Source organism: Pirellulales bacterium, assembly GCA_019636335.1.
Classification (GTDB): domain Bacteria; phylum Planctomycetota; class Planctomycetia; order Pirellulales; family JAEUIK01; genus JAHBXR01.
Genome location: JAHBXR010000031.1, coordinates 37,209 through 60,379, shown reverse-complemented (window position 1 = coordinate 60,379; position 23,171 = coordinate 37,209). Strand labels below are relative to the sequence as shown.

Annotated in this window: 19 protein-coding genes; 15 read left to right on the top strand and 4 right to left on the bottom strand. The window is 64.1% G+C overall.

Features of this window, described 5'->3' with window-relative positions; genetic code table 11:
• On the bottom strand, nucleotides 1-495 hold a 495-nt coding region (locus tag KF708_22345), incomplete at its 3' end, for a hypothetical protein (protein MBX3415441.1).
• 286 nt (nucleotides 496-781) lie between these two features.
• Between KF708_22345 and KF708_22340 the strand changes: the two genes are divergently transcribed.
• Complete coding sequence (locus KF708_22340; protein ID MBX3415440.1) at nucleotides 782-2,419, top strand: hypothetical protein; 1,638 nt, start codon at nucleotides 782-784, stop codon at nucleotides 2,417-2,419.
• A 125-nt stretch (nucleotides 2,420-2,544) separates the two neighbouring features.
• Complete coding sequence (locus KF708_22335; GenBank protein ID MBX3415439.1) at nucleotides 2,545-4,206, top strand: glycosyltransferase family 39 protein; 1,662 nt, start codon at nucleotides 2,545-2,547, stop codon at nucleotides 4,204-4,206.
• A gap of 198 nt (nucleotides 4,207-4,404) precedes the next feature.
• Here the strand turns inward: KF708_22335 and KF708_22330 are convergent, their stop codons facing one another.
• The 3 genes from KF708_22330 to KF708_22320 form a co-directional block, all read right to left on the bottom strand.
• Nucleotides 4,405-6,081 (bottom strand): AMP-binding protein, encoded by a 1,677-nt coding sequence (locus tag KF708_22330; protein ID MBX3415438.1) that lies wholly within the window; start codon nucleotides 6,079-6,081, stop codon nucleotides 4,405-4,407.
• A 905-nt stretch (nucleotides 6,082-6,986) separates the two neighbouring features.
• Entirely contained in the window at nucleotides 6,987-8,123 is a 1,137-nt protein-coding gene (locus KF708_22325) for an LptF/LptG family permease (GenBank protein ID MBX3415437.1), read from the bottom strand.
• A 31-nt stretch (nucleotides 8,124-8,154) separates the two neighbouring features.
• The gene (locus KF708_22320; protein MBX3415436.1) at nucleotides 8,155-9,480 is read right to left on the bottom strand and encodes a PLP-dependent aminotransferase family protein; all 1,326 of its coding nucleotides are present in this window, start codon (nucleotides 9,478-9,480) and stop codon (nucleotides 8,155-8,157) included.
• A gap of 246 nt (nucleotides 9,481-9,726) precedes the next feature.
• Between KF708_22320 and KF708_22315 the strand changes: the two genes are divergently transcribed.
• From KF708_22315 to csrA, 13 genes are all read left to right on the top strand, one after another.
• Nucleotides 9,727-10,536: a ComF family protein gene (locus tag KF708_22315; protein MBX3415435.1), complete on the top strand. Its 810-nt coding sequence runs from the start codon at nucleotides 9,727-9,729 to the stop codon at nucleotides 10,534-10,536.
• A 28-nt stretch (nucleotides 10,537-10,564) separates the two neighbouring features.
• Complete coding sequence (gene hemC, locus KF708_22310) at nucleotides 10,565-11,485, top strand: hydroxymethylbilane synthase (GenBank protein MBX3415434.1); 921 nt, start codon at nucleotides 10,565-10,567, stop codon at nucleotides 11,483-11,485.
• Nucleotides 11,486-11,769: 284 nt separating this feature from the next.
• Nucleotides 11,770-12,525, top strand: a complete 756-nt coding sequence (gene flgF, locus KF708_22305) for a flagellar basal-body rod protein FlgF (GenBank protein ID MBX3415433.1) — start codon at nucleotides 11,770-11,772, stop codon at nucleotides 12,523-12,525.
• 78 nt (nucleotides 12,526-12,603) lie between these two features.
• The gene (flgG, locus tag KF708_22300; GenBank protein MBX3415432.1) at nucleotides 12,604-13,410 is read left to right on the top strand and encodes a flagellar basal-body rod protein FlgG; all 807 of its coding nucleotides are present in this window, start codon (nucleotides 12,604-12,606) and stop codon (nucleotides 13,408-13,410) included.
• 54 nt (nucleotides 13,411-13,464) lie between these two features.
• Nucleotides 13,465-14,670 (top strand): flagellar basal body P-ring formation protein FlgA, encoded by a 1,206-nt coding sequence (gene flgA / locus KF708_22295; protein MBX3415431.1) that lies wholly within the window; start codon nucleotides 13,465-13,467, stop codon nucleotides 14,668-14,670.
• 1 nt (nucleotide 14,671) lies between these two features.
• Nucleotides 14,672-15,358: a flagellar basal body L-ring protein FlgH gene (locus KF708_22290; protein ID MBX3415430.1), complete on the top strand. Its 687-nt coding sequence runs from the start codon at nucleotides 14,672-14,674 to the stop codon at nucleotides 15,356-15,358.
• A 25-nt stretch (nucleotides 15,359-15,383) separates the two neighbouring features.
• Nucleotides 15,384-16,475 (top strand): flagellar basal body P-ring protein FlgI, encoded by a 1,092-nt coding sequence (locus tag KF708_22285; GenBank protein MBX3415429.1) that lies wholly within the window; start codon nucleotides 15,384-15,386, stop codon nucleotides 16,473-16,475.
• 49 nt (nucleotides 16,476-16,524) lie between these two features.
• The gene (locus KF708_22280; GenBank protein MBX3415428.1) at nucleotides 16,525-16,860 is read left to right on the top strand and encodes a rod-binding protein; all 336 of its coding nucleotides are present in this window, start codon (nucleotides 16,525-16,527) and stop codon (nucleotides 16,858-16,860) included.
• A 116-nt stretch (nucleotides 16,861-16,976) separates the two neighbouring features.
• Nucleotides 16,977-17,459 carry a flagellar export chaperone FlgN gene (gene flgN, locus KF708_22275; GenBank protein ID MBX3415427.1) on the top strand — a complete coding sequence of 161 codons (483 nt, stop codon included), beginning with the start codon at nucleotides 16,977-16,979 and terminating at the stop codon, nucleotides 17,457-17,459.
• Nucleotides 17,460-17,499: 40 nt separating this feature from the next.
• Nucleotides 17,500-19,197, top strand: coding sequence for a flagellar hook-associated protein FlgK (gene flgK / locus KF708_22270; protein ID MBX3415426.1), 1,698 nt, complete (start codon nucleotides 17,500-17,502; stop codon nucleotides 19,195-19,197).
• Between the two features lie 54 nt (nucleotides 19,198-19,251).
• Nucleotides 19,252-21,582, top strand: coding sequence for a hypothetical protein (locus tag KF708_22265; protein MBX3415425.1), 2,331 nt, complete (start codon nucleotides 19,252-19,254; stop codon nucleotides 21,580-21,582).
• 266 nt (nucleotides 21,583-21,848) lie between these two features.
• Nucleotides 21,849-22,292 carry a flagellar assembly protein FliW gene (gene fliW, locus KF708_22260; GenBank protein MBX3415424.1) on the top strand — a complete coding sequence of 148 codons (444 nt, stop codon included), beginning with the start codon at nucleotides 21,849-21,851 and terminating at the stop codon, nucleotides 22,290-22,292.
• A gap of 251 nt (nucleotides 22,293-22,543) precedes the next feature.
• The gene (gene csrA / locus KF708_22255; protein MBX3415423.1) at nucleotides 22,544-22,807 is read left to right on the top strand and encodes a carbon storage regulator CsrA; all 264 of its coding nucleotides are present in this window, start codon (nucleotides 22,544-22,546) and stop codon (nucleotides 22,805-22,807) included.
• Nucleotides 22,808-23,171: the final 364 nt, after the last annotated feature.

Below are 23,171 nucleotides of genomic sequence, written 5' to 3'. Positions count from 1 at the left end.
AAACTCACCCGACTGGTCAATAATCTGAAACGGACCCTGCACCCGAGCCCCAGGAACCCGATCAGCGGCGGAGCGTGAAACGTTTGAATCCTGGGTGGCCTGACGCACGAAGCTCGGATAGGCCGTCCGTTGTGGAGAGATTGCCGGGGTAACGCCTGGGGTAGATTCTTCCGCCAGGCCAAAATTGCCGCCTGGCACGGTCAGCGAGACTGGCGCGACCGCTTGGTTTTGTTTATCGCTTATGGTGACGGGAATCGCCTGGGCTCGGTATTGTCCGTCCGAAGCGGTACCGTCCGATACCTGCGACTTCGACGCGGCCGGATTCAGGCGAGATGCGCGAGGAAGCGGCAAGCCACCGGCAACGGCGTGGCTGGAGAAGAGAGGCACGCACGCCAGCAATAGCAGGGGGGTGATACACCGGTGGCACGAGTGCCGCCCACGACGACTTTCGCCGGTCGTGCCTGCGGCCTTCGTGCGCGCGAGTGCCGTCTTCATCACCGATTCCCCCTGAACCATGTATTGGATGGATTGCCGCGGCATCTTTCCGTGGCGAGACCAGCCCGCGTGGCAGAACGGCTTTGTCCGCGGAGGATCTCCGCTCCCGACCGTCGCGCGATCCTGCGACTCCTTTTCTCCTATCGTGTCGTCTACAGGTTCCGATTGAGCAAAATGTAGGGATCGGACCGATCGAACCGATGGTAGGGTATGTAAGGGGGCTTCGACGGGCACGCTCTAGGTGTCCGAAACTTTGCTAGCAAGTGCCTGCTGTCAGACAGGTGTCATGTTCGCCGATCGCATTCCACGTTTGATACGCGTCGTGCCGGCCCTGTTGCTCGTGGCCGCGTTCGTCCCTGCGCGCGTGGAACTTTTCGCCGAGGTGATCCCTCACCGCAGCATTCGCCAGCCGCAGCCCCATCCGAAGGACGATCGCGACTGGCCGCGCTACACCCGCCGCAAGAGCCAACTCGGCTGGGAATACTGGAGCCGCCACTTCTGCGTCACCAGCACGACGAGCGCCGAGGAGGCCGAGTGGGTCGCCAAGGATCTGGAAGAGACTTGGACCCACATCGGGCGACTGGCCGACTTCTGGACCGATGCGCATCACCAGCCCACCTTCTGCATCTCGGCCGTCGGAGTGATGGTGACTCGCCGCTGGCAGAATGCGAACGGTCCCCAGCCGGGTGGACCGCGCACGCTGAATGACGACGTCGCCCTCTTCGTCGACATTGCGCCCGGGCAACCCGATCTTGCCACGCAGATGCCGCAGGTGCGTCGCGAAGCGGTCCACTCCTTCATCCGCGTGACGCAACTCGATCAGATCCTGCCCGACTGGGTGCAAACGGGCCTGGCGGAATTCGTGGCGGAACAACAAGCGGGGGAACGACCGGGACGATCGCTCGCCGTTCCGACCGTCGAGCAGGCGCGCATGAAGGTGCAGGAGTTTCGTCGCGATGCGGGGGATGGTGAGGCGGAACAAGCGGAACCAACCTCCAAGCAACCGGGCAGTGGGTCTGAAACGTTGAAAGCAGTAACGGGACAAGCGACTCTTGCAGCTACTTCTGCCGTGCGCGACACGGGCCGAGGCCTGCCGAACTTGGATACAACATTGCCGGTGTTTCTGGCCAGGCCTCCGCAGCGAACCACGCCCGACACCGTGCCACCGGTGCCGACCGACCCCGTCGCGTCGAGCGCTTGGGTGAGATTCCTGCTGACGGGCTACGACGCGAGCTACAGTCCGCTGCTGCTGCGAGCCTTGGGTGAGACGGTGGCCGCGCGCGGCGAGGATCGCCTGCGCTGGGCAGCCGTTTCTCAGGGAGTGTGGCGGCCGCCGATCGATCCACGGCTTTTTCGCGAATCGTGGCAGCCCGCCGACCTGCTCGTCTCGCGCCGTGCGGCGACGGTCGGTGAACTTGGCGAGCAATGGAACCAGTGGCGCCGCGATCCGCTCGTCGGACAGCCGATCCTCGAAGCGGGCGGAGTCACCGATCCGGCCGTGCTGACAACGGCTGGCGAGATGATCGTCTTGCTGAAGCTTGCCGCGCGGTTTCCCTCGGCGCCGGCGGCAGCAAGACCCAAGGTGTTCACGTTCGATCCGCAAGCGGAAAACGATTCCTCGAAGCAGGGGGCCAAGCCCGACATCGCGCCGATCGATCTGGCCGGTCTGCATGCGCGACTCACCTCCGATACGACGCCCCCCTGGGCCACCCTCGAGGCAGACGGCCAACTCCTCTTTTGGACCGACCGCGAGCGCGTGGCGGCGCTGTTCGACGGCGCCGAGTGGCACGATCGCTCGTTCGTGCGCGACGGTCACCAAGTGCTCGAACGGACTGTCAGCGGCGGTCGACGTCTCGCCGTATGGCTCGAGGAGAACCCCGACCAGCCGCAACGTCCGCTGGCACGCCTGACCGTAACGCCTTAAAAATAGGCAATATCTTGCCCTTCTCGGGGCCGCGGCAACCGATCTTGCGTCTCCTTCTCGAACCGCCTAATCTTCCGGCCGATAATTCAGCCGCGGTAGGCGCAGTCGGGACGCGAATGAGCAGGATGCTCCGATCCATGGGCAGGCGAGGGGGGGCGGACTTTTGCGCGCTCGCCAGCACCATCGGCCCACCTCGCGCCGATCATTCCGATCGGCCCTCGGGCGTACCTGCCAAGTCCCCTCCAGCGCCACGTTTCGACGCCGCGAGCCAGCCAACGTCGAGCGATGTTCGCTGGACCAAGGTCATCGTCGGCTTCTGTCTGCTGCACTTGCTGGTGTGGACCCTCATTCCCACGCTGACGCAACCCAACCTGCCGGTCGATGCGATCGAGATGTCTTTCTGGGGCCGCGAATGGGAGTTGGGATATCACAAGCATCCGCCCCTTCCCGCGTGGGAGGCCCAGTTCATGCTCACGGCGACGAACTACTCGCCTTGGAGCTTGTATCTGATGGCACAGATCTCGATCGTGGCGTGCTTCTTCGCCGTGTGGCGGCTGGCTCGCGAGGTCGCCGTGCCGGGCGTCGCCGCGGCCTCGGTCGTGCTGCTCGAATCGGTTTATTACTATACGTTCACCAGCACCGAGCTGAACCACAACGTCGTCTTGATGCCGGCCTGGGCCTGGTCGGTGACGTTGTTCTACCTGGCACTGACGCAGCAGCGGTGGCACTACTGGCTGCTGACCGGGTTCGCCGTCGGCTTGGGGCTGCTCACCAAGTACAGCGTCGGCTTTCTGCTGATCCCGATGACGCTGTTCTTCTTCCTGCGGCGCGAAGGTCGGCAGACGCTGGCCACGCCGGGGCCCTGGCTCGCTCTGGCCGTGGCCTTGGCGATCTTTGCTCCGCATGGCTGGTGGATGTGGGATCGGGACTTCATGAGCATTCGCTACGCCTTGGGGCGTGCCGACGACGGCTCGGAACTCTCGGACCATCTGCTCAATCCGTTGCGATTTCTGCTAGGTCAGGCTGGCGCGGCGGTTCCACTGTTGATCGGCTGCTGCGGCCTGCTCGGCTGGCCCTGGCGCAAGCGAAGCCCGCTCGCGCCGTCGCAGCGATTCGCGCGCGACTATCTCGCCGCCATGGTCCTAGGTCCGCTTGTCATGCATGTGGCTATCGCGTGCCTGTTCGGCATGCAAATGCGCAGCATGTGGGGTGCCCCGCTCTGGTCGTTCGCGGCCTTGGCGCTCTTCGTCTCATACGAAGTCCAGCCGACCCGCAAGGCCTTGCGCGACGTCTTCGCCTGGAGCGTTTTGGCTGGCGGAGTCTTCGTCGCAGGCACCCTGGTGAGAAACGGGCTCGGTCCCTACGCCACCGACAAGGCCAGCCGCGTCCATTTCGCTGGCGATGAGCTTGCCGAGCAGATCGAACGGGAGTGGCACGAGCGCTACGCTCGCCCGCTCGAACTGGTCGCGGGAGACTGGTGGCTGGCCGGCAACGTGAGCTTCTACGGCAACGAGCACGCGCGCGTGTATGGCAGCTTCGCGCCGGGGAGCTTCGATTTGCCTGCCGAGTTCAATCCCTGGACTGACGATTCTGAGTTGGCTCGCACCGGCGGAGTGATCCTGTGGGACGCCCGCTCCTGGGGAGACGAGCTGCGCGATGCGCTGCGCAAGAGGTTCCCCCAGGCAAGGGTGGCAGCGCCCCTCGTGCTCGACCCCGCGACGTGCGCTGATGTGGCGCCGGCGCGTGTGGGAGTGGCCTTTATTCCACCGGCCGACGCGCGCGAATGACGCCTTGCAACGCCAAGTCATGACGCTGCGCGTCATGACTGACGCGCGCAACAAAAAGGGAACCCTTCTGCAGCAAGGGTTCCCCTCACGTAAATTTGCCCCGTCCCTCCCATACTGGAGGTGATTGTTACCTTAAGAATATCGCTTTGCGCGCAGGTGTCCAGAAAAAAATCGGACATGGCGGAAAACCGGAAAACCTCAGGCCGTCTCCTGCTCGCTGAGTCCCAGCTCGTCCATCATCACTTCGCGGATCTTGAACTTCTGGATCTTGCCCGTCACGGTCTGCGGAAACTCTTCGACGAATTTCACATACCGCGGCACCTTGTAGTGCGCGAGCTCCGCACGACAGTAGGCTCGTACCGCGTCGGCATCGAGCGTGGCGCCCGGCTTGAGCTTGATCCACGCGCAGAGTTCCTCGACGTATTTTGGATCGGGCACGCCCAGCACGCTGGCCTGTTCGATCGCGGGATGCCGAAAAAGGAACTCCTCGATCTCGCGGGGATAAATGTTCTCGCCCCCGCGAATCACCATATCCTTGATGCGACCGGTGATGCGGAAGTTTCCTTCGACGGTGCGCAGCGCGAGATCGCCCGTGTGTAGCCACCCCGCGGGATCGATAGCGCGGGCCGTGGCCTCGGGATTCTTGTAATAGCCCAGCATCACGACGTGCCCCCGCGTGCAAAGTTCTCCCTGCGTGCCGTCGGGCAGGGGTTGGCCCGATTCGGGATCGACGACCTTCACCTCGACACCGGGCAGTTCGCGCCCCACGGTTTCCACGCGCCATGCCAGGGGATCGTCGGTACGCGTCTGCGTGATGACGGGTGAGGCCTCGGTTTGCCCGTAGGCAATGGTCATCTCGCGGGCACCCATCTGGTCGATCACCTGTCGCATGATCTCGATCGGACAGGGACTGCCGGCCATGATCCCCGTGCGCAGGCTCGACAGATCGCGGCCGGCGAAGCTGGCATCCTGCAACTGGGCGATGAACATGGTCGGCACGCCGTAGATCGCCGTGGCGCGGGCCTGCTCGATGGCGTCGAGCGTGGCGGTGGGGTGAAACGACTCGGCGGGCACGACCATCGCCGCGCCATGCACGGCGGCGCAAATCGTGCCCATGACGCAGCCAAAGCAGTGATAAAACGGCACCGGAATGCAGATGCGGTCCACCTGGGTGATGTTCTGACAGGCGCCGACATAGAATCCGTTCATCAACAGGTTGCGATGCGTGAGCATGGCCGCCTTGGGGAATCCCGTCGTGCCCGAGGTGTATTGAATGTTGATCGGATCGGACGCTTTCAATTCGCGTTCGCGTCCGACCAATTCGCTGGCGTCGACGTTTCTTCCCTGATCGAGCATTTCGCTCCACGACAGGGCGCCGCGCGGAGTCGCTCCCTGGATCGCCACCACGGCGCGTAGCTTGGGAAAGGCCTTCGAGTTGAGCATTCCCGGCGTCGAGTTGGTCAGCTCGGGGCAGGCCTCGTTGAGCAGGGCGAAATAGTCGGACGTCTTGAAACGATCGACGAGAAACAGTGCCACCGCGTCGCTTTGCTCGAGCACGTACTTCAACTCGAACGCGCGGTAAGCCGGATTGATCGTCACGAGCACCGCGCCGATGCGGGCCGTGGCGAATTGCAAGACGACCCACTCCGGAACATTGGTCGCCCAGATGGCGACGTGCTCGCCTCGCTGCACGCCCAAGGCGAGCAGGCCCTTGGCGGCCTCGTAGACGGCGCGGTCGAACGCAAAATAATTGAGTTGCAGCCCCAGCACGGGAAAAACCAGCGCATCGCGCTCGCCATGCCGCCGCACGGTGGCGGCGAGCACCTGGCCGATCGTCTTGCCGTCAACCCACGGCTGCTCGGACATGTCCGTCATAGTCGTCCCCCCTCGCTGCGCGCGCTGTTCGACACCCTACCTGCTCGACCGCATCTTAACCCGAAGCGTGAGCGAGGCGGAGTGTCGGGAACGCATCGCGCCAGGCAGTGCCCCGCAGGGGCAAACCAAGTTAGCCCAGGGCAACGCCCTGGGGCCTTGGATACGCGACGCCAAACATTTGAGCCCTGAAAGGGCGATCCAAACATCGAGGGACCATCGTGGTTGTGCCGTGCGTGGTTGGCGCGCCCTTTCAGGGCTTGTTTGTTTGGTTCCGCACTTTCACCCCCAGGGCGTTGCCCTGGGCTAGCTTGGGTTGCCCCTGCGGGGCGTTTTCCACGTTCACCGCGATCGAGGTGTTTTCCACGTTGACCCGATCGGCCGTTCGGCCAGAGAAACTGGCTTGCTAAGTGCGAAGCGTGCGTTTTGAAATTGTGTTGGTTCGCGCACCATGCGCACCATCGCGGACCACTCGGTCGCCGCAGGAGCAGCGGATTCTTTGCAAGCGGTGCGGTGGTGGGCACTTGCGTATCGAGGACCAGGCTGGGCGCTCGTGCTTCTCAACCGGGTATTGGTGGCCTGGTAGGAGGCGCTGGTACGCGCACCATCGCGCGAGGGCGAAGACGTTCGATGTGGCCGAGTCGAACAAGTGTCAGGTACAGGGTACCTGACTTACCACTGTACGCGAGTGCGCGGCTTGTTGCGCCGTCGATTTTCGGCCACCGCGCTGGTTGTGGGTTTTTGCGCGTCGCCACGCCTGGATCGAATCGGGCTAATTCGAGAAGCGTGAGCGAGGAAAAATACAAGGGCGATGCAACAACAATTTTGTAGGTCAGGTACGTGCGTACCTGACCTTACACACTTTCCTCGCTTACGCTTCGCGCTTGGGATATGCGTCGCCGGGGAGTCTACTGGCGCAGCGGATCGGACATGGCCACGGCCACTGGCACGAAGATCATCAGTGGCATCCAGGCGGCCAGCGCCGGATCGACCAGATAAACGGCGCCGAGGTGCTGCAGGCCGAACACGACCAGCATGAAGACGCTGGTCACGGCCACGCACATGCCCACGGCCAGGAAGACGTTGCGGTTGTCGCGCCGCATGATGAGGGGCAGCCCCAGAAAGAGCAGCGTGCCGTCGAGCAACGGCTGCACGAAGCGCGAGTGGATCGCCACGCGGACATCCGCGCCGTAATCGAGGCTCGGATTGCTCAGCCCGGCGATCAATTGCCGCGTCGAGGCGAACTGTCGCCAATTTCGGCCCCCGGCAAGCTGATCGAAATCGACCTCGCTCACGACGAAGCATTGATCGGGCTTGAGCCAGTCGGGGGCGTCCTGCGGGGTGATGACCACGCGAAGATCGGCCAGGCTGATCGACGGCAGGTTCGCGATGCCGGCGGGCAGCGTCACCTTGTCGAACAGGTAGCCCCCCGGGCGGCCCTCTTGCGGCGGCTGATAGTAGGCGTTCTCGGCCGCAAGATTCTTACCCCAGTAGTTGAGCGACGGGGGGAAGAGGAAGCTGGGGGCGACGATCCGCTTTTCGGCAGCGATGGTGGCCTGGCCCCGGATCAGGATATCGGTGTTGTTGTCGTAGCGAGGCTCGAGATCCTGCCCGGCCGTGCCGACGAGGTCGGAGGGTGTACGGCTCAACTGTTCGCTCAATCCCGGGATGACCAACTCGCGCACGCACGCGGCGCTGAGGCTGATGAGGATGGCCGCCACGATGACCGGCATGACGACGCGGCGGTTGGCGATACCCGCCGCCGCCAGGGCGGTGAGTTCGTTGTGGCGTTGGATCCAGGTCACCGTGAACATGGCCGCGGTGAGCCCGAGGACGCCGCTAGTGCGATCGAAGAAAAAGATCGAACGGTAGGCGTAGAACTGGCCCATCAAGCCCAGCAGGCTGCCGTTGCCCTCGGCATAGTGCATGAACTCGTCGAGATTGCTGAAGGCGTCGAAGACGATGTACAGACCCGTGAGGCTGCAGAAGCAGATCAGAAAGACCTGCAAAAACTGCCGCAACAGGTAGCGATCGATGATCTTCATGAGGGACGATCTTCCATGATCTGCCGAACGGTCAGGTCGCGTCTTGCAAGACTCGCTGCACGGCGCGGGCCAGGGCCTCGATGCCCAGGCCGATCCGCAACGTCGACTGGACGCCGAAGCTCAACCGAATCTGGTTGCGCGGTGGGTCGCGCGGCTCGGCCGGATGACAGTACTCCCCGGGCACATAAAGTGCCCCTTCTTCCAAGGTGCGATCGAACAACGTGCCGTGGGGTCCGGTATCGACCGACGGGGGGAGACTGAGCCAGACATAGAGCCCCCCCAAGGGGCGCAGCCAGCTCGCCCCTTCGATCGGCCGCAGAAACTTCTCGGCCGCGTCGAGCATGGCGTCGCGTTTTTCGCGATAGCGCTCGCGGAGCTGCGCCACATGCGGCTCGTAGAGTCCGCGTTCGAGCACGGCATGCACGATCTGCTGGCTGAAGTTCGGCGCGCCGAAGTCGATGTTCCCCTTCTGATTGAGCACCGCCTCGATCAGCGCGGGGGGCAAGACGCCGAAACCGACGCGGAGGCCGGGGGACAGCGATTTGGAAAACGATCCGGTCACGATGACCGTTTCGCCCGACTCGTCGAACGCGCGCAGCGAAGGGACATCGTCTCCCTCGTAGCGCAGCTCGCGATAGGCGGCATCCTCGAGGATATAGATGGGGGCCGTGCGGCTCTCGTGGCGCGACCAGCGCTGGGCGATCTCGACGAGCTGGGGGCGTCGCTCGCGACTGACCGTCACGCTGCTGGGATTATCGAAATAGCTCGTGACGTAGATCGCCTTGACGCGATTCAGCTCGCCCACCGCGGCCAACCGTGCCAGCTCCGCGTCGACCGACTCGGGCACCATGCCATCTTGATCGACCTCGACCGCAACGGCCCGTCCCCCCTGGTTATGCACGATGCCCAGGAAGACGAAATAACAGGGGGCTCCGCAGAGGACGATATCGCCCGGATCGATCAATGTATCGGCCAGCAGGAATAACAACTCGTTGCTACCCGCCGTGACGAGCACCTGTTCGAGCGCGAGACTCGCTTCGCAAGGGGGATGGCCATCGGCCGCCTTCAATCGGGCGAGCAACTGCTCGCGAAGGGGCTGATAGCCGGGGGTCGTGCCGTACTGCAACGCGGCCCGCGCACGGACGGGGTCGGAGAGCACCATGTCGGCCGCGACGTGTACGGCCTCGACCGGTAGCGATTCTTGGTCGACAAATCCCGCGGCGAGCGAGATCAACTCGGGATGGGCAAGGGCCCGGTGCATCAGATCGCTGATCGGTTGGCCGGCCGCCCACTGCGCACGCTGACTCAGGGATTGCGGCGGATCGGACACGGCGTTGGACGAGCGCTGGCGTTTCAAGGATGGCCGCCTTGCGCACCGCGGCGCGGCTGGGTCGGCGAGGCGCGGCGTGAGCTGGGGAGGTGATAAAGGAGGTTGTCTGTCGAGCCGTGGCAGCATAGGGAAACCTCTTGCGGCGGGTCAAGGTCGGACATACCGTGGCGGTGTCGATTCGCCTGCGGCTTCGGAAAGTTCGCAGGCGAAACAGGCAGGCGGCTGGCGTTGGCGCCAACGACTGCTAGCATGCGTTGACGCGAGGGGGCAGGCATGGGTTCGTCCTGGGCGAACAAAATCGCGGAGCGCGCTCGAGCTGGGGGACCATTCGGGGCCGAATATGCCGCGAAACGTGCCAGGCAAATCGGCAGCAGTGCCTTGAGCCTGCTCTTTCCGGCCCGCTGCACCTTCTGCCGGGCCGATCTCGTGGACCGCTCGGCACAACCGTTCGCCTGCGAGTCATGCGAAGGCGAACTGGTAGAAACAAACGTGCCGCGTTGCGTCCGCTGCGGCGCCAAGGGGGCGGATGCGGATGCCCAGGCGTGTGCCGATTGTCGGCGGACGAAGCTCTGGTTCGATCGGGTTGTGACGCTGGGCACCTATGACGGTCCCCTGCGCTCGGCCATCCTGCAGACGAAAACGGCCCGCGTCGATCTGTTCGCCGTCACGCTCGCTTCGCTGCTGGCGCGGCATCGCCGGGCGCTGTTGGCGGCTGCCGAGGCGGACGCGATCGTGCCGATTCCCATGCACTGGCGGCGATGGCTGCGTCGCGGCACGAACGGCGCGGCGATCATCGCCGCCCGGTTGTCGCACGAGCTAGGTTTGCCTCTGGCTCGCGATGCCCTCTCGCGTCGGCGTTCCACCCGGCTCCAGAGTGGGCTGCTGCGCACGCAGCGCTTCGAAAATGTGCGAGGTGCGTTTCGGTCGACCGGCCGCTATCATTTTCGCGGGGCAAATGTTCTGCTGGTGGATGACATTCTCACGACCGGCGCCACGGCCAGCGAAGCGGCCCGCATCCTCAAGCGTGCTGGCGCGAGCCGTGTCGTGACGGTGGTTCTGGCCCGAACGTCTGGGCTGGATTGAACGCCCTAGAAGCAATCGCGAGTACGCTGTGACGCCCACGGTTCGGATCGGAACGCGCGCCAGTGCCCTGGCACGCTGGCAGGCAGAATGGGTGGCCACCCAATTGGCCGCTGCCGGCGTGAACGTCGAGTTGATTCCCATTTCGACCATCGGCGATCGGGAGCAGACGGGCTCGATCGGCGCGATGGGGACGCAGGGGGTCTTTACCAAGGAGATTCAGCGCGCGTTGCTCGACGGGGTCATCGACTGCGCGGTTCATAGTCTGAAAGATTTGCCGACGGATCCCGTCGCGGGACTGACCTTGGCGGCGGTGCCCGAACGCGAATCGCCGCGCGACGCGCTTCTGGGCGCTCGGGCGAGCTCGCTCGCAGCGATCCCTCCAGGGGCGCGCGTGGCAACGGGGAGCCTGCGCCGCCGCACGCAGCTCTGGCATCATCGGCCCGACCTGGAGATGGTCGACGTGCGGGGCAATGTCGATACGCGTCTGCGCAAGCTCGACGAGGGAGAGTTCGATGTGCTGGTGCTGGCCGAAGCGGGGCTGAAGCGATTGGGGCTGGCCGAGCGTATAGCCTCGCTATTGCCGCTGGACGTGATGCTGCCCGCGATCGGTCAGGGGGCCTTGGGGATCGAGGCCCGCACCGACGACAAGGGGACGCGCTCGATTCTGGCGCAGCTAGACGACCATGCCAGCCACGCCTCGGTGACGGCAGAGCGATCGCTGCTAGCAACGCTGCGCGGCGGTTGCCTGGCGCCGGTCGCCGCGTGGGGCCGATTGCACGAGGGCGTGCTGCAACTCGACGCCGCGGTGCTCAGCGCCGATGGCAAACAGCGTCTGTCTGCCCGGGGAGAAGCTCCCGCCAAGGATGCCACCTCTCTGGGAGAACGCGTGGGGCAAGAGCTGCTCTCGCGGGGGGCGGCCGAATTGATCGCCGCCAGCCGCACGCGTTAAAGACTGCGCTCGGCAATTCGTGCCGAAGCGCTGCCGACACGGCGGATTCTGCGCCTCGATCGGCAAGAGCGGCGCTTCGCGCGATCTTTGCCGATCGGAGACGCGACTCGCGTCGCATGCTGTCACGCGAGGGTTAAATCTTTGTGCAACGCGACTTTTTTCGTGCTAGCACGGGGGCGTGCGAATTTCTTCTCGCGAGTTGGCACGCACCTTGCTTTCGTGCGGCCGTCATTCGTCGTTCACACGTTCCCTCTCAACTTGCTCCCCAGCAGAGCCGACGCCCGATGCCCTACGGTTTTTACATCTCGGCCGAAGGAGCCACGATTCAGAGCAAGCGGCTGGACGTGCTGGCCAACAACATGGCCAACGTCGACACGCCCGGCTTCAAGCGCGATCTGGCCGTTTTCCGTGCCCGCTACGCTGAAGAGATTCAGCAAGGAGGCGCGATCCCCGGCACCGGCACCATCAATGACATTGGCGGCGGCGTGTTGATGCAGGAGACGAAGACCGACTTCTCCGCCGGCCCCTTGCAGCGGACGGGGAACACCACGGACCTGGCGATCAACGGCGACGGGTTCTTCGTCGTTCGCAAAGACAATCAGAATTTTTTGACCCGCGCCGGCAACTTCATGCGAACCAACAACGGCGCGCTGGTCACCCCGGACGGTTACTCGGTGCTCGACGACGGCGGATCGCCGATCGTGATCGACGACGCCTTGGGCCCCTGGCAGATCACGCCGAACGGTTCGATCCAGCAGGCGGGCACGCTGGTCCCCCTGGCCATCGTGCATCCCAAGTCCTACGGCGATCTGGCCAAGGTGGGTTCGAACCTGTTCCAGCCGCTCGCTCCCACGACCGCCGTCGAAGACGAGCAGCGCCAGGTGCTGTCTGGATTTCTCGAACAATCGGGGGTGAAGCCCACGAACGAGATGATGGGGCTCATCGAGGCCTCGCGGGCCTTCGAGGCCAACGTGAACCTGATCCGCAACCAGGACGAGATGCTCGGCACGCTCATCAACCGCGTGCTGTCCGTGAAGTAATCCAATCATCAATCAGACGCCGGGCATCGCCGGCGGTTCCACTACTCCCCTCAAGCGCCACACGTCGGAAAGAGAATCATGAGTGTCCAAGCACTGTATACCGCTGCCACGGGCATGGAAGCCCTCCAGACGAAGCTGGACATCATCTCGCACAACATGGCGAACTTGAACACCACGGCGTTCAAGGAATCGCGTGCCAACTTCGAGGACCTGTTCTACCAGCACGAGATTCTGCCCGGCATTCAAGACTCGATCGGCAACGTTACGCCGACCGGTATCTCGATCGGCCTGGGTACGCGCATCCAAAGCACGCAGTTGAACTTCACGCAGGGTGCGTTCATCGACACCGGTCGCGAGCTGGACATGGCGATCGCGGGGGATGGCTTCTTCCAGATCGTCGATCCGTCGGGGCAGATTCTCTACTCGCGTGCGGGCAACTTCTCGATCAACGCCAACGGCGACGTCGTGCTCGGCTCGGCCAGCGACGGCCGCTTGATCGAGCCGGCCATCAATATTCCGCAAGACACCACCGAGATCAGCATCAGCCCCGAAGGGCTGGTCTTCGTGCGCCAATTCGGCCAGCAGCAGCTTTCGCAGATCGGCCAGATTCAGCTTGCCAAGTTCATCAACAACGAAGGTCTGCTGCCGCTCGGCGAAAACCTCTACCAGCAGACCGATGCCTCGAATCCCCCGACCGTGATCGGCAACCCGGGTCAGAACGGCCTGGGGCTCATCCGGCAGACGTTCCTCGAAGCGTCGAACGTCAACGCGGTCGACGAGCTCATCGACCTGATCACGACGCAACGCTCGTTCGAGCTCAACTCGCAGATGGTGCAAGCGGGGGATCAGATGTTGCAGCTCGTCGCCAACCTGCGCCGGTTCTAAGTCGGTTACGGCCTCGTCGTTTTACTCGCTCTTCGAACTCGCACGCTGCCCAACATGCACGTTTATTCCCGACAACTCGCGACGACGCTGGCCGCCCTGTTCGTACTGGGCGCGCCGCTGGCCGTGGCGGCCGAGATTCGCCTGCGACGCGACTGCGTTCCGGCAACGTCGCTCGTGACGCTGGCCGACGTGGCCGACATTCACGCGGCCGACGGCGCGGAAGCCGACACGCTGGGCAATATCCCACTGTTTGCCGCGCCGGCCGCCGGCAAGAATCGCTTTCTGCCGATTCGCGAGCTACAAGACTTGCTGCTGCTGCGTGGCGTAAATCTCACCGGTCACACGCTGAGCGGCGCGTCGCAAGCGGTCATCCACACGCCCATCGAACCGAAGGCCATGCCGCAGCCTGCGGCCCCCCCGGCGCCCGCCGAACGCCCGATCGCGCGTCACGAACGCGACCGGGCCGTCGAGCAGATCACCGACGCCTTGATCGACTATCTGACCGAACAGGCTGGCGCCGCCGCGTGGCAGGTGAAGGTGTCGGGCATCCAGGGGGAGCTTCGCCCGTTCCTCGCGGCATCGGTCGACCATCCTCTTGCCGTCTCGGGTGGCACCGCCCCTTGGGTCGGCGTGCAGAAGTTCACGGTGCGCCGTTCGAGCGAAGAGGGTGAGACGAGCGTTAGCGTCTCGGCCGAGGTCTCGCTGCCGGCGATGATTCTTGCCGTCTCGCGCACCTTGCCGAGAGGTTCGATCGTGCAGGCGAGCGACTTGCAGTTCCAGCCCCGTCGCTCGAACGATACGAACATCGTGGGGCTCGAGATTCCCGAAGACGCCATTGGCCGCCAGGTGACACGCTCGATTCCGGCGGGGGCCGTGCTGGCCGCGAGCGATCTTCGCGAGCCGATCGTCGTGCGACGTGGCGACGCCGTCACGGTGTACTCGCGAGCCCCCGGCATCCGGGTTCGCACGACAGCCCGCTCGAAGCAGGATGGCGGCATCGGCGACCTGATCGAAGTCGAGTCCTTCGGCACGCGAAGCACGTTCTTCGCTCGTGTCAGCGGCGTGCAAGAGGTGGAGGTCTTCGCCCAGGCCGTGTCGATGCCGCGTTCGGCGGCTGCCCCGCTGGCGACGACGGCCACCACGAGCGCCACCACGGCGAGCGCGACGACCGTACTTCCGCCACCGGCGACGACCGTTCCGACCAAGACCGTCGGCTGGCGTCGATCGACCGCTTCCCAGACGCCCACGATCGGAGAGTGATATGCGGCGACATCGTTCCAACCTGCGATCGACCTGGCTGGCCGGCCTGGTCGTGGCTGGCAGCGTGCTGCTGAGTAGCGAGGCCCGCGCTCAGAGCTCGAGCATGTTCGGCGATCCGGCGCGTCGTGCCCCGTTGACGCTCGCCGGCACGTCGTGGGGTTACATCGAGGTTCAGCCGCCCCGCGAGCTGCGGCTGCACGACCTGGTCACGGTGATCGTCGACGAGAAGTCGCAGTTGATCAGCGAAGGCGAAGTCAACCAGCGCATGCAGTCGAACATCAACGCCGTGTTGATGCAGTGGATGAAGCTCGAGAACGGCGATCTCAAGCCCGATCCTTTCTACGACGGCACGCCCGGCATTCAGGCCATCTTGAACGCCCAGCGTCGCGGGCAATCGGAATTGGAGGCCCGCGACGGCTTGAAGTTCTCGATCGCGGCCGAAGTGGTCGACATCCGGCCGAACGGCAACCTGGTGCTCGAAGCTCGTAAAGAGATCAAGAACAACGAAGACGTGTGGAACTACTCGCTCACCGGCATCGTGCGGCCGCAGGACATTCTGCCGAACAACTCGGTGTTGAGCGAGGATCTGGCCGAGCTGCGGATCAACAAGTACGAGACCGGCATGGTCCGCGACGGCTATCGTCGCGGTTGGCTGCTGAAGCTCATCGACGAGTATCGCCCCTTCTAGTTGCCTGCGAATCCACGAGCCACCGATGAAGATGAACTGCACTCTGCGAATCTCGCTCTCGAGCCTCGTTGCCTGCCTGGCCGCGTGGCTGCTGATGGCGCCGCCGGCCACGGCCGCCACGCGTTTGAAGGACATCTGCCGCGTGAAGGGGCAGGAAGAAAACACGCTGGTCGGGCTAGGGCTCGTCGTCGGCCTGAATGGCTCGGGGGATGGGGGCAAGTTCCTGCCGGCCATTCGCAGCCTGGCCACCGCCCTGCAGTTGATGGGCAACCCGATCGGCCCCGGCGGAGCGATCGAGCTCAAGGACGCGAAGAACATCGCGCTGGTGACGGTGATGGCCAGGATCCCCGCCGCCGGCGGTCGCCAGGGGGATCGCATCGAGTGTACCGTCGCCTCGATCGGCGCGGCCAAGAGCCTGGCCGGCGGCCGACTGATGCTCACGCCGCTGCAGGGTCCCGACGTGGAAAGCACCCGCGTGTACGCGTTCGCCTCGGGGGCGATCGAATTGGACAACGACCGCATGCCCACCACGGGCCGCATTCACGGCGGCTGCCAACTGGAAGAAGACTTCTTCCACCAGTACATCCGCGACGGGCTGATCACGCTCGTGCTCGACGAGAGCCATGCCGATTTCGAAATCGCCCAGGCCGTGGCCGACGCCGTGAATAAGACTCCCTTCGGCGTGCAGAGCGAACGCGGCTACATCGCCCGTGCCGCCAACCAGCAGAACGTGCTCGTGATGTTGCTCGACCAGTATCAGCAGGATCCGGTCGACTACATCTCGCAGATCATGGGACTCGAGATTCTGCTCGGCCCCGAAGTCACGACCGACTCCCGCGTCGTGATCAACGAACGGGCCGGCAGTATCGTAATCGACGGCGATATCGAGATCGGCGCGGTTGCCGTCTCACACGCCAACGTCGTGATCGACACCGAGGCGCCGCCGACGCTCGATCGCTTCGTGCCGATCAGCCCGCAACAGGAACAGACCCCCACGAAGCTGAAGGCCCTGGTCGATGCCCTGAATGCCGTGAAAGTACCGACCGCCGACATCATCGAGATCATCAAGCAGATCGACCGCAGCGGCAAGCTGCACGGCAAGCTCATTATCCAATAGTGGCGTCAGCCTCGCAGACCGTATCGCGCCCGCTAGCCAGAAGATCGCCATGCAAGTCACCGCAGCCAACAGCGCCGCCATGCTCGACCTGAACAGTTCGCCCCGCCTGGGCGAGCGCGTTCGCGCGGAAGAGTCTCGCCGCCAGGGGGCCGACGATCCGCGGCTGCGCGAGGTCTTCGACGAGTTTGTCGGCGAAGCCTTCTTCAGCACGATGCTCAAGTCGATGCGCTCGACGCTGGGCAAGACGCCGTACTTCCACGGTGGCCGCGCCGAGGAAATGTTTACCCAGCAGCTCGACCAGACGCTGACCAAGGAAATGACCAAGGCCAGTGCTCACCAGATCGCCGACCCGATGTACGACCTGTTTGCCTTGTCGCGGAAGTAAAGCCTCGCGGCGCGAGCCGCGCCACGATCGCCGACGCCGCCCCCTCGAACCGAATCCGAAAAACGATCCACCGCCGCGATCCCGCGGCGATGACGACCGGTGCAAGGAAGTCGCGTATGAATGCAGACTGGGAAGCCGAGATCGCCTCGCTCTTGAACGATCTCTCGACGGTGCAGTCGGAGCTGCTCGAGTTCCTCGGCGAGAAGCAGCGGCTGCTGGCCGCCGTCGACCTGCCCGGCATGGCGGCGCTCGACGAGCGCGAGCCGCAGATGATCGAGCGACTGCAGGCCTGCCACCGTCGCCGTGGCGAACTGCTAGCGCAGGCAACGGAAGCAGGTCGCAAGGTCGAGAGCCTGCGCGAGCTGGCCGACTCGCTCGACACCGCCGCGGCCCATCAGTTGAAGCAACCGTTGCGCGATTCGGCCCAGCGGGCGCGGCTGCTGCAGCACCAGAGCCTCACGAACTGGGTCATCGTGCAGCGCACCATGCTCCATCTCTCGCAGATCCTGGAGATTATCGCGTCTGGCGGGCGCCCCCAGCCGACATATGGAATGGACGCCGCGACGAGTTCCGGTGCATTGGTTGACCAGGCAGCGTGAGCAAAACACACAGGCCACGGCGTTTCGATAAGGTCGGTGCATGTCACTCTCGGGATCCATACGACTGGGCGCCAATGCCCTACAGGCCCAACAAATTGGCCTGCAGGTTATCGGCCAGAATATCGCGAACGCGAACACCCCGGGATACATCCGCGAAGAGGTGGTGTTCGCTCCCGCGCCCACGCAACAACTGGGTCGTTTGTTGCTCGGCCTGGGCGTGCAGGTCAACGGCATCGTGCAGAAGATCGATCACTTTCTCGAAGAGCGTCTGCGCGGCGCCACGAGCGACCGGGCGAACGCCTCGACGCAGCGCGACAGTTACCTGCAACTCGAAGGGCTGATCGGCGAACTGTCGAGTACGGATCTCAGCTCGTCGCTCAACAACTTCTTTTCCAGCATCTCCGAGATTCTCACGCAGCCGGAAAGCGTTTCCGTGCGCAATCTGGCCGTGTTGCAGGGGCGCACGCTGGCGGCCGACATTCAGCGGCTCGACTCGCGCGCCAAGCAAATCCGTTCGGACCTCAACGATCGAGTGATCGCCATCGGCAACGATATCAATCGCCTGGTGGAAGAGATTCGCACGCTCAACGTCCGCATCGCGCAGATCGAAGGGGGGGACGGTTCGAGCAGCGACGCCGTCGGTCTGCGCGACCAGCGTCAGCAGGCGCTGGCCAATCTGGCCGAGTTGATCAATTTCGACGCGCAAGAACAGTCGAGTGGCTCGGTCAACCTCTTTGTGGGGGGCGAGTTCCTGGTCTTCGAGGCCACTTCGCGCAAGGTCGAAGTCAACTACGCCTCGGATCGCGGGCTCTCGGTCGCGGAGATTCGCATTCGCGAAACGAACTCGCCGCTGCGCGTCTCGTCGGGCGAGCTGGCCGGCCTGTATGAATCGCGCGACCAGATCCTGGGCAATTTCATCGATCAGATCAACTCGTTCGCCACGAGCCTGGCCTTCGAGTTCAACAAGCTCTTCTCGTCGGGGCAGGGGCTGAAGGGGTATAGCAGCCTGACGTCGGGCTATGGCGTCAGCAATACGGCACTGCCGCTCGATGCCGTCGGGCTGCCTTTCGGCGTCGAGCATGGTGGCTTTCAGGTGCAGGTGTACAACACCGATACGAAGCTCACCGAAACGACCAACATTCGCGTCGATCTCGATGGCCTGGGGACCGATACGTCCTTGGCCGATCTGGTGGCGCAGCTCGACGCGGTGCGCGGCATCTCGGCCACCATCACCACCGATCGCCGCGTGCGCATCACGGCCGATTCGAACAACCTGCAGTTCGCCTTTGCCGACGACACGAGCGGCGTGCTCGCCTCGCTTGGCCTGGGCGTCTTCTTCTCGGGTAGCACGGCCGCCGACCTGGGCGTGCGCGGCGAATTGCTGCAGGATGCCGCCCTGTTCGCGGCCAGTCGCCAGGGGATCGGCGCCGATACGACCAATGCCGTTGAGATGGCGAACTTTCTCGACAAACCGCTCGCCTCGCGAAACGGCGTCTCGCTTGCGACGCTCTACGATCGGCTCACGAGCGAAGTGACCCAGGCCTCGGCGGCGGCCCGCGCCACGACGAATGGATTTACCGTCTTCGAGGAAACGCTCAAGGGGCAAAAGCTCGCCATCAGCGGCGTGAGCCTCGACGAAGAGGCGGTCAAGCTGATCACGCTGCAACGCGCGTTTCAGGCCACCGCCCGTTATATCACGACCATCAACGACCTGATCGGCATCCTGGTCACGGTCTGACGCGACGAACTACCGAAACACCGTTTCGCCTAGCCTCCAGAGTCTCGAGCGGTCATGGGCACGATCATCCCCGTTCCAACGACGCGCATCAGCGACCAGCTCGGCCGCCAGCGACTCCTGGCGCAATTGCAGTCCGACCAGCTCGAGCTCTTTCGTCTGCAGACGCAACTCAGCTCGGGCAGACGGATCATCCTGCCCAGCGACGACGCTCCTTCGGCCTTGCGCGCGGTCGGGCTGCAGCAGTTGCTCGAGCGCAAGACGACGGTGCAAACGAATCTCACCACGAACGCCTCTTATCTGCGGGCCACCGATACGAGCCTCGGCGGCGTGTCCGACTTGCTGGCCGAGATCCGTGGCATTGCACTCTCCGTCTCCGATTCGACCGCCAGCGATCTGCAGCGCCAAGCGGCGGTCAGCGACGTCAATCGCGCCATCGCGCAGTTGATCGATTTGGGCAACCAGCGCTTTCGCGACCGCTATCTCTTCGCTGGCACGCAGACCGCCGATCGCCCCTTTGCCATGCGGGGGGAGCATGTCGAGTACCGCGGCAACGAAGGGACACTGCTCAGCTACGCCGATCTCGACGTGCTGTTTGCCACGAACATCACCGGTCACGACGTGTTCGGCACGTTCTCGAGCTCCGTCCAAGGGACGGCGGACCTGAATCCCGTGGTCTCGGCCGACACGCCGCTGGCCGATCTTTTCGACGGCGAAGGAGTGCCGCTCGGGAGCGTGCAGATCTCGAACGGCACGACCACCTCGACGATCGATCTGAGCGGCGCGAAGACGCTGGGTGACATTGCCCGACTGCTCGAGGCCCATCCTCCGGCGGGAAGCGTTGTGCGCGCCGACCTGACGACGAACGGGCTGCGCGTCGCGCTCGACAGCGGCGATCTGCGGCTGGTCGACGTCGGGGGAGGCACGACCGCCACGCATCTGGGAATCGCGCGCGCGGGGGGCTCCGGGCCGGGCCCGGTCGTGAGCACCGATCTCGCGCCGCGCGTCACCAAAACCACGCGGCTCGACGACCTCCTGGGCGTGCGGGCGACGGCCTCGATCACCTCGACCGGCACGAACAACAATCTCGTCTTCCAGGCCAGCCAGCGTGGCCCCGAGTTCAATGATGTCACGATCCTCTACGTCGACGGCGGGCCGGGCGCCGCTGGCGCGGAGACGGCCGTCTACGACGATAGCGATCCCTCGAACAAAACGCTCACCATCACGATCGCCTCGGGCACGACGACCGCCAATCGCGTGATCGAGGTCGTCAACGCCGAGGGGACGTTCCGCGCCAGCCTCGATCGACACGAAGGCGCGAACAGCGGCGAAGGGGTCGTCACGGCGACCACGCTCGATCCCGGCGCAACGGCCACGACCAGCGGCGGCAGCGGAGTCGAATTCGATCAGGCGTCCGGGCTGCGGATCGTGAATGGCGGCGTGACCTATAACATCAGCTTCGCCGGCGCCGTGACCGTCGAAGACCTGCTCAACCAGCTCAATGGCTCGCAGGCGGGCGTCCTGGCCGAGATCGCCGCCGACGGCAAGAGCATTAGCATTCGCTCGCGGCTGAGTGGCGCCGATTTCTCGGTAGGAGAGAACGGCGGAGCCACGGCCTCGCAATTGGGCGTACGCACGCTCACCGGCGCCACACGGCTGAAGGACTTGAACTACGGCATCGGCGTCATTCCGCTCGGCCCCGACGGCGCACCGGTGCCCGACGCGCTGGGAGCCGACTTCGTGATTCGCCGCAAAGACGGCGTCGAGCTCGAGATCGACGTGAACGGCGCGACGACGATTCAAGACGTGCTCGACCTGATCAACCTGCATGCGGATAACCAGGATCCCGCCACACGTGTTACCGCACGGCTGGCCGCATACGGCAATGGCATCGAGCTCGTCACCACCGATGCGACGCCCGGGGCCTCGATTACGGTAACGTCGACGAATCTCAGCCAGGCAGCCGTGCAGTTGGGGCTGATTCCCGCGGGCGCGACGTCGGCCAGCTCGAACGGCACCGACCAGCTTACCGGTCGCGACGTCAATCCGCAGCAAGTGGATGGCGCGTTCACGGCGTTGATCCGCTTGCGACAGGCGCTCGAAGTGAACGATACACGCGCGATTGCCCGCTCGATCGAGATGCTCGACAATGCGTCGACCGCTTTCTCGTTCGCCCGGGCCGAATTGGGGGTTCGGCAGCAATCGCTCGATTTGATGCAGGCACGTCTCGAAAACGAGGTGATCGAGCTGAAGTCGACCCTTTCGGACGAAATCGATGCGGACCTGGCGGCGGTCCTTTCGGAGTTGGTCACGCGGCAAGCAGCCATGCAGGCCTCGCTGCAATCGATTGCCCAAACCTTCCGTCTTTCCCTATTGGACTTTCTGTAAAAGTTTTTTCTGGCCCCACAGATTGGCTTTTTCCGATGAAACCAATGTGCGCCAGTGATAGCTGACGCTCGCCAGGTGTTTCTTCGCGGATCCAACCCGAGGTGGCGTTCTCGCTCACCTGATAGGGTGGGTGATATGCCAACGAGCACCGGGTGACGTGCCGCGAGGCGGAGCCAAGGACAAAAGGCTGCCCTCGAGGCCACACGCTTCGCTCCTTACGGAGCCCATCGACGCCAGGCTTTCCGAGGGCGGACTTGGGGACGAGCATGATGCAGATCCAAACTACCCGCTTCGGTGCGGTCACGATCGAGCCGACAGATGTGCTGCGGTTTCCCGCGGGACTCTTCGGGCTCGAGCTGTGCCGCCACTGGGTGCTGATGTCCGATGCCGAGAACGACTTGCTCGGCTGGTTGCAGAGCACGGTCCAGCCCGAAGTGGCGCTGGCCGTGGTGAGTCCGCGCCGTTTCGTGCCCGATTACCAGGTGCGTGTCCTGCGTCAAGAACTCGCCTCGCTGGAGCTGTCCGGCGTGCAGGATGCGCAGGTGCTGGTGATTGTTGGGCAGAACGACCGCACTATTACGCTCAATCTGAAAGCCCCGTTGCTCCTTCACCTCGAACGGCGTCTAGGCCGACAAGTGGTGAACAATGCCGAGGTTGCCATTCAGCACGAGTTGTTCGAGCCCCGACCAACGCTCCGCAAGAGCGCCTGACGACGGCGCGAGGGGCTAGCGTCCCTTTCGCCACCCCGCCGCACGACGCCCCGACCGACGACGACCTGCCCGCCCTAGCTCGATCCGAGCGTTGCTCGATCGACGCAGACCGATACAACCCCACCCCCGGCCCCCGCCGCCAGGATATCCATCGCTTGCCCCGCGCGAGTGGCGCCGTTCTCGAGCTTCGTCGAGAGCAGGATTGCCCGCCGGCGGTGAGCAAGAGGCGCCCGACCAACAAGGAGTCCTCGATGCTGGTCCTTTCCCGACAACGCGATGAGAGCATCATCATCGGTGACAACATCGTGATCACGATTGTTGACATCCGGGGGGACAAGGTGCGTCTGGGAATTAACGCCCCCACCGAGATTCCCGTTCATCGACGCGAGGTGTACGAAGCCATCCAGCGCGAGAATCTCCGCGCCAGCCGCCTCGATCCGTCCGACACGAAGGACCTGGGCAAGAGCGTTTCGCGCGGCACCGGTCGAACCGGTGGTACGAACAATAACGAATAGCGCGATGCGGCGGGCCTTGCTCGGCAGGTCTTGCTGGTTCTTCCGAGGGAATCGACCAGGGGGAATCTCAATCTGCGCCGTCGCGGCCAGATTTGTTTACCTGACTGGCCAAAGATCCCGAGAAGGACCATAAGGACACATTCGGACGACAGGCACCGCCGGCCACGAATTGCCTAAAGTGCGCAATCTGTCTGGACGATAGTGTCTAGCAGCAGCCACGGCTAGAGATCGGTCTCGCCCCCGTGGTGCGGTGCATGAAGGTGGGATTAGCGCGACGAGCCAAAATTTTTGGTGCCTGCGCGACCACCTGCGTCCAACCGTGAGCTATCCGTTTTAAACCGGTTTGCGATACCGGCGAGAGACG

What these genes read in the sequence shown, in the direction of transcription:
- flgK (MBX3415426.1), top strand. Translation starts at nt 17,500, where the DNA reads ATGTCACTCTCGGGATCCATACGACTGGGCGCCAATGCCCTACAGGCC.
- KF708_22330 (MBX3415438.1), bottom strand. Translation starts at nt 6,081, where the DNA reads ATGACGGACATGTCCGAGCAGCCGTGGGTTGACGGCAAGACGATCGGC.
- KF708_22290 (MBX3415430.1), top strand. Translation starts at nt 14,672, where the DNA reads ATGCGGCGACATCGTTCCAACCTGCGATCGACCTGGCTGGCCGGCCTG.
- KF708_22280 (MBX3415428.1), top strand. Translation starts at nt 16,525, where the DNA reads ATGCAAGTCACCGCAGCCAACAGCGCCGCCATGCTCGACCTGAACAGT.
- KF708_22265 (MBX3415425.1), top strand. Translation starts at nt 19,252, where the DNA reads ATGGGCACGATCATCCCCGTTCCAACGACGCGCATCAGCGACCAGCTC.
- flgG (MBX3415432.1), top strand. Translation starts at nt 12,604, where the DNA reads ATGAGTGTCCAAGCACTGTATACCGCTGCCACGGGCATGGAAGCCCTC.
- fliW (MBX3415424.1), top strand. Translation starts at nt 21,849, where the DNA reads ATGATGCAGATCCAAACTACCCGCTTCGGTGCGGTCACGATCGAGCCG.
- KF708_22340 (MBX3415440.1), top strand. Translation starts at nt 782, where the DNA reads ATGTTCGCCGATCGCATTCCACGTTTGATACGCGTCGTGCCGGCCCTG.
- KF708_22315 (MBX3415435.1), top strand. Translation starts at nt 9,727, where the DNA reads ATGGGTTCGTCCTGGGCGAACAAAATCGCGGAGCGCGCTCGAGCTGGG.
- flgF (MBX3415433.1), top strand. Translation starts at nt 11,770, where the DNA reads ATGCCCTACGGTTTTTACATCTCGGCCGAAGGAGCCACGATTCAGAGC.
- KF708_22335 (MBX3415439.1), top strand. Translation starts at nt 2,545, where the DNA reads ATGCTCCGATCCATGGGCAGGCGAGGGGGGGCGGACTTTTGCGCGCTC.
- flgN (MBX3415427.1), top strand. Translation starts at nt 16,977, where the DNA reads ATGAATGCAGACTGGGAAGCCGAGATCGCCTCGCTCTTGAACGATCTC.
- flgA (MBX3415431.1), top strand. Translation starts at nt 13,465, where the DNA reads ATGCACGTTTATTCCCGACAACTCGCGACGACGCTGGCCGCCCTGTTC.
- csrA (MBX3415423.1), top strand. Translation starts at nt 22,544, where the DNA reads ATGCTGGTCCTTTCCCGACAACGCGATGAGAGCATCATCATCGGTGAC.
- KF708_22285 (MBX3415429.1), top strand. Translation starts at nt 15,384, where the DNA reads ATGAAGATGAACTGCACTCTGCGAATCTCGCTCTCGAGCCTCGTTGCC.
- KF708_22325 (MBX3415437.1), bottom strand. Translation starts at nt 8,123, where the DNA reads ATGAAGATCATCGATCGCTACCTGTTGCGGCAGTTTTTGCAGGTCTTT.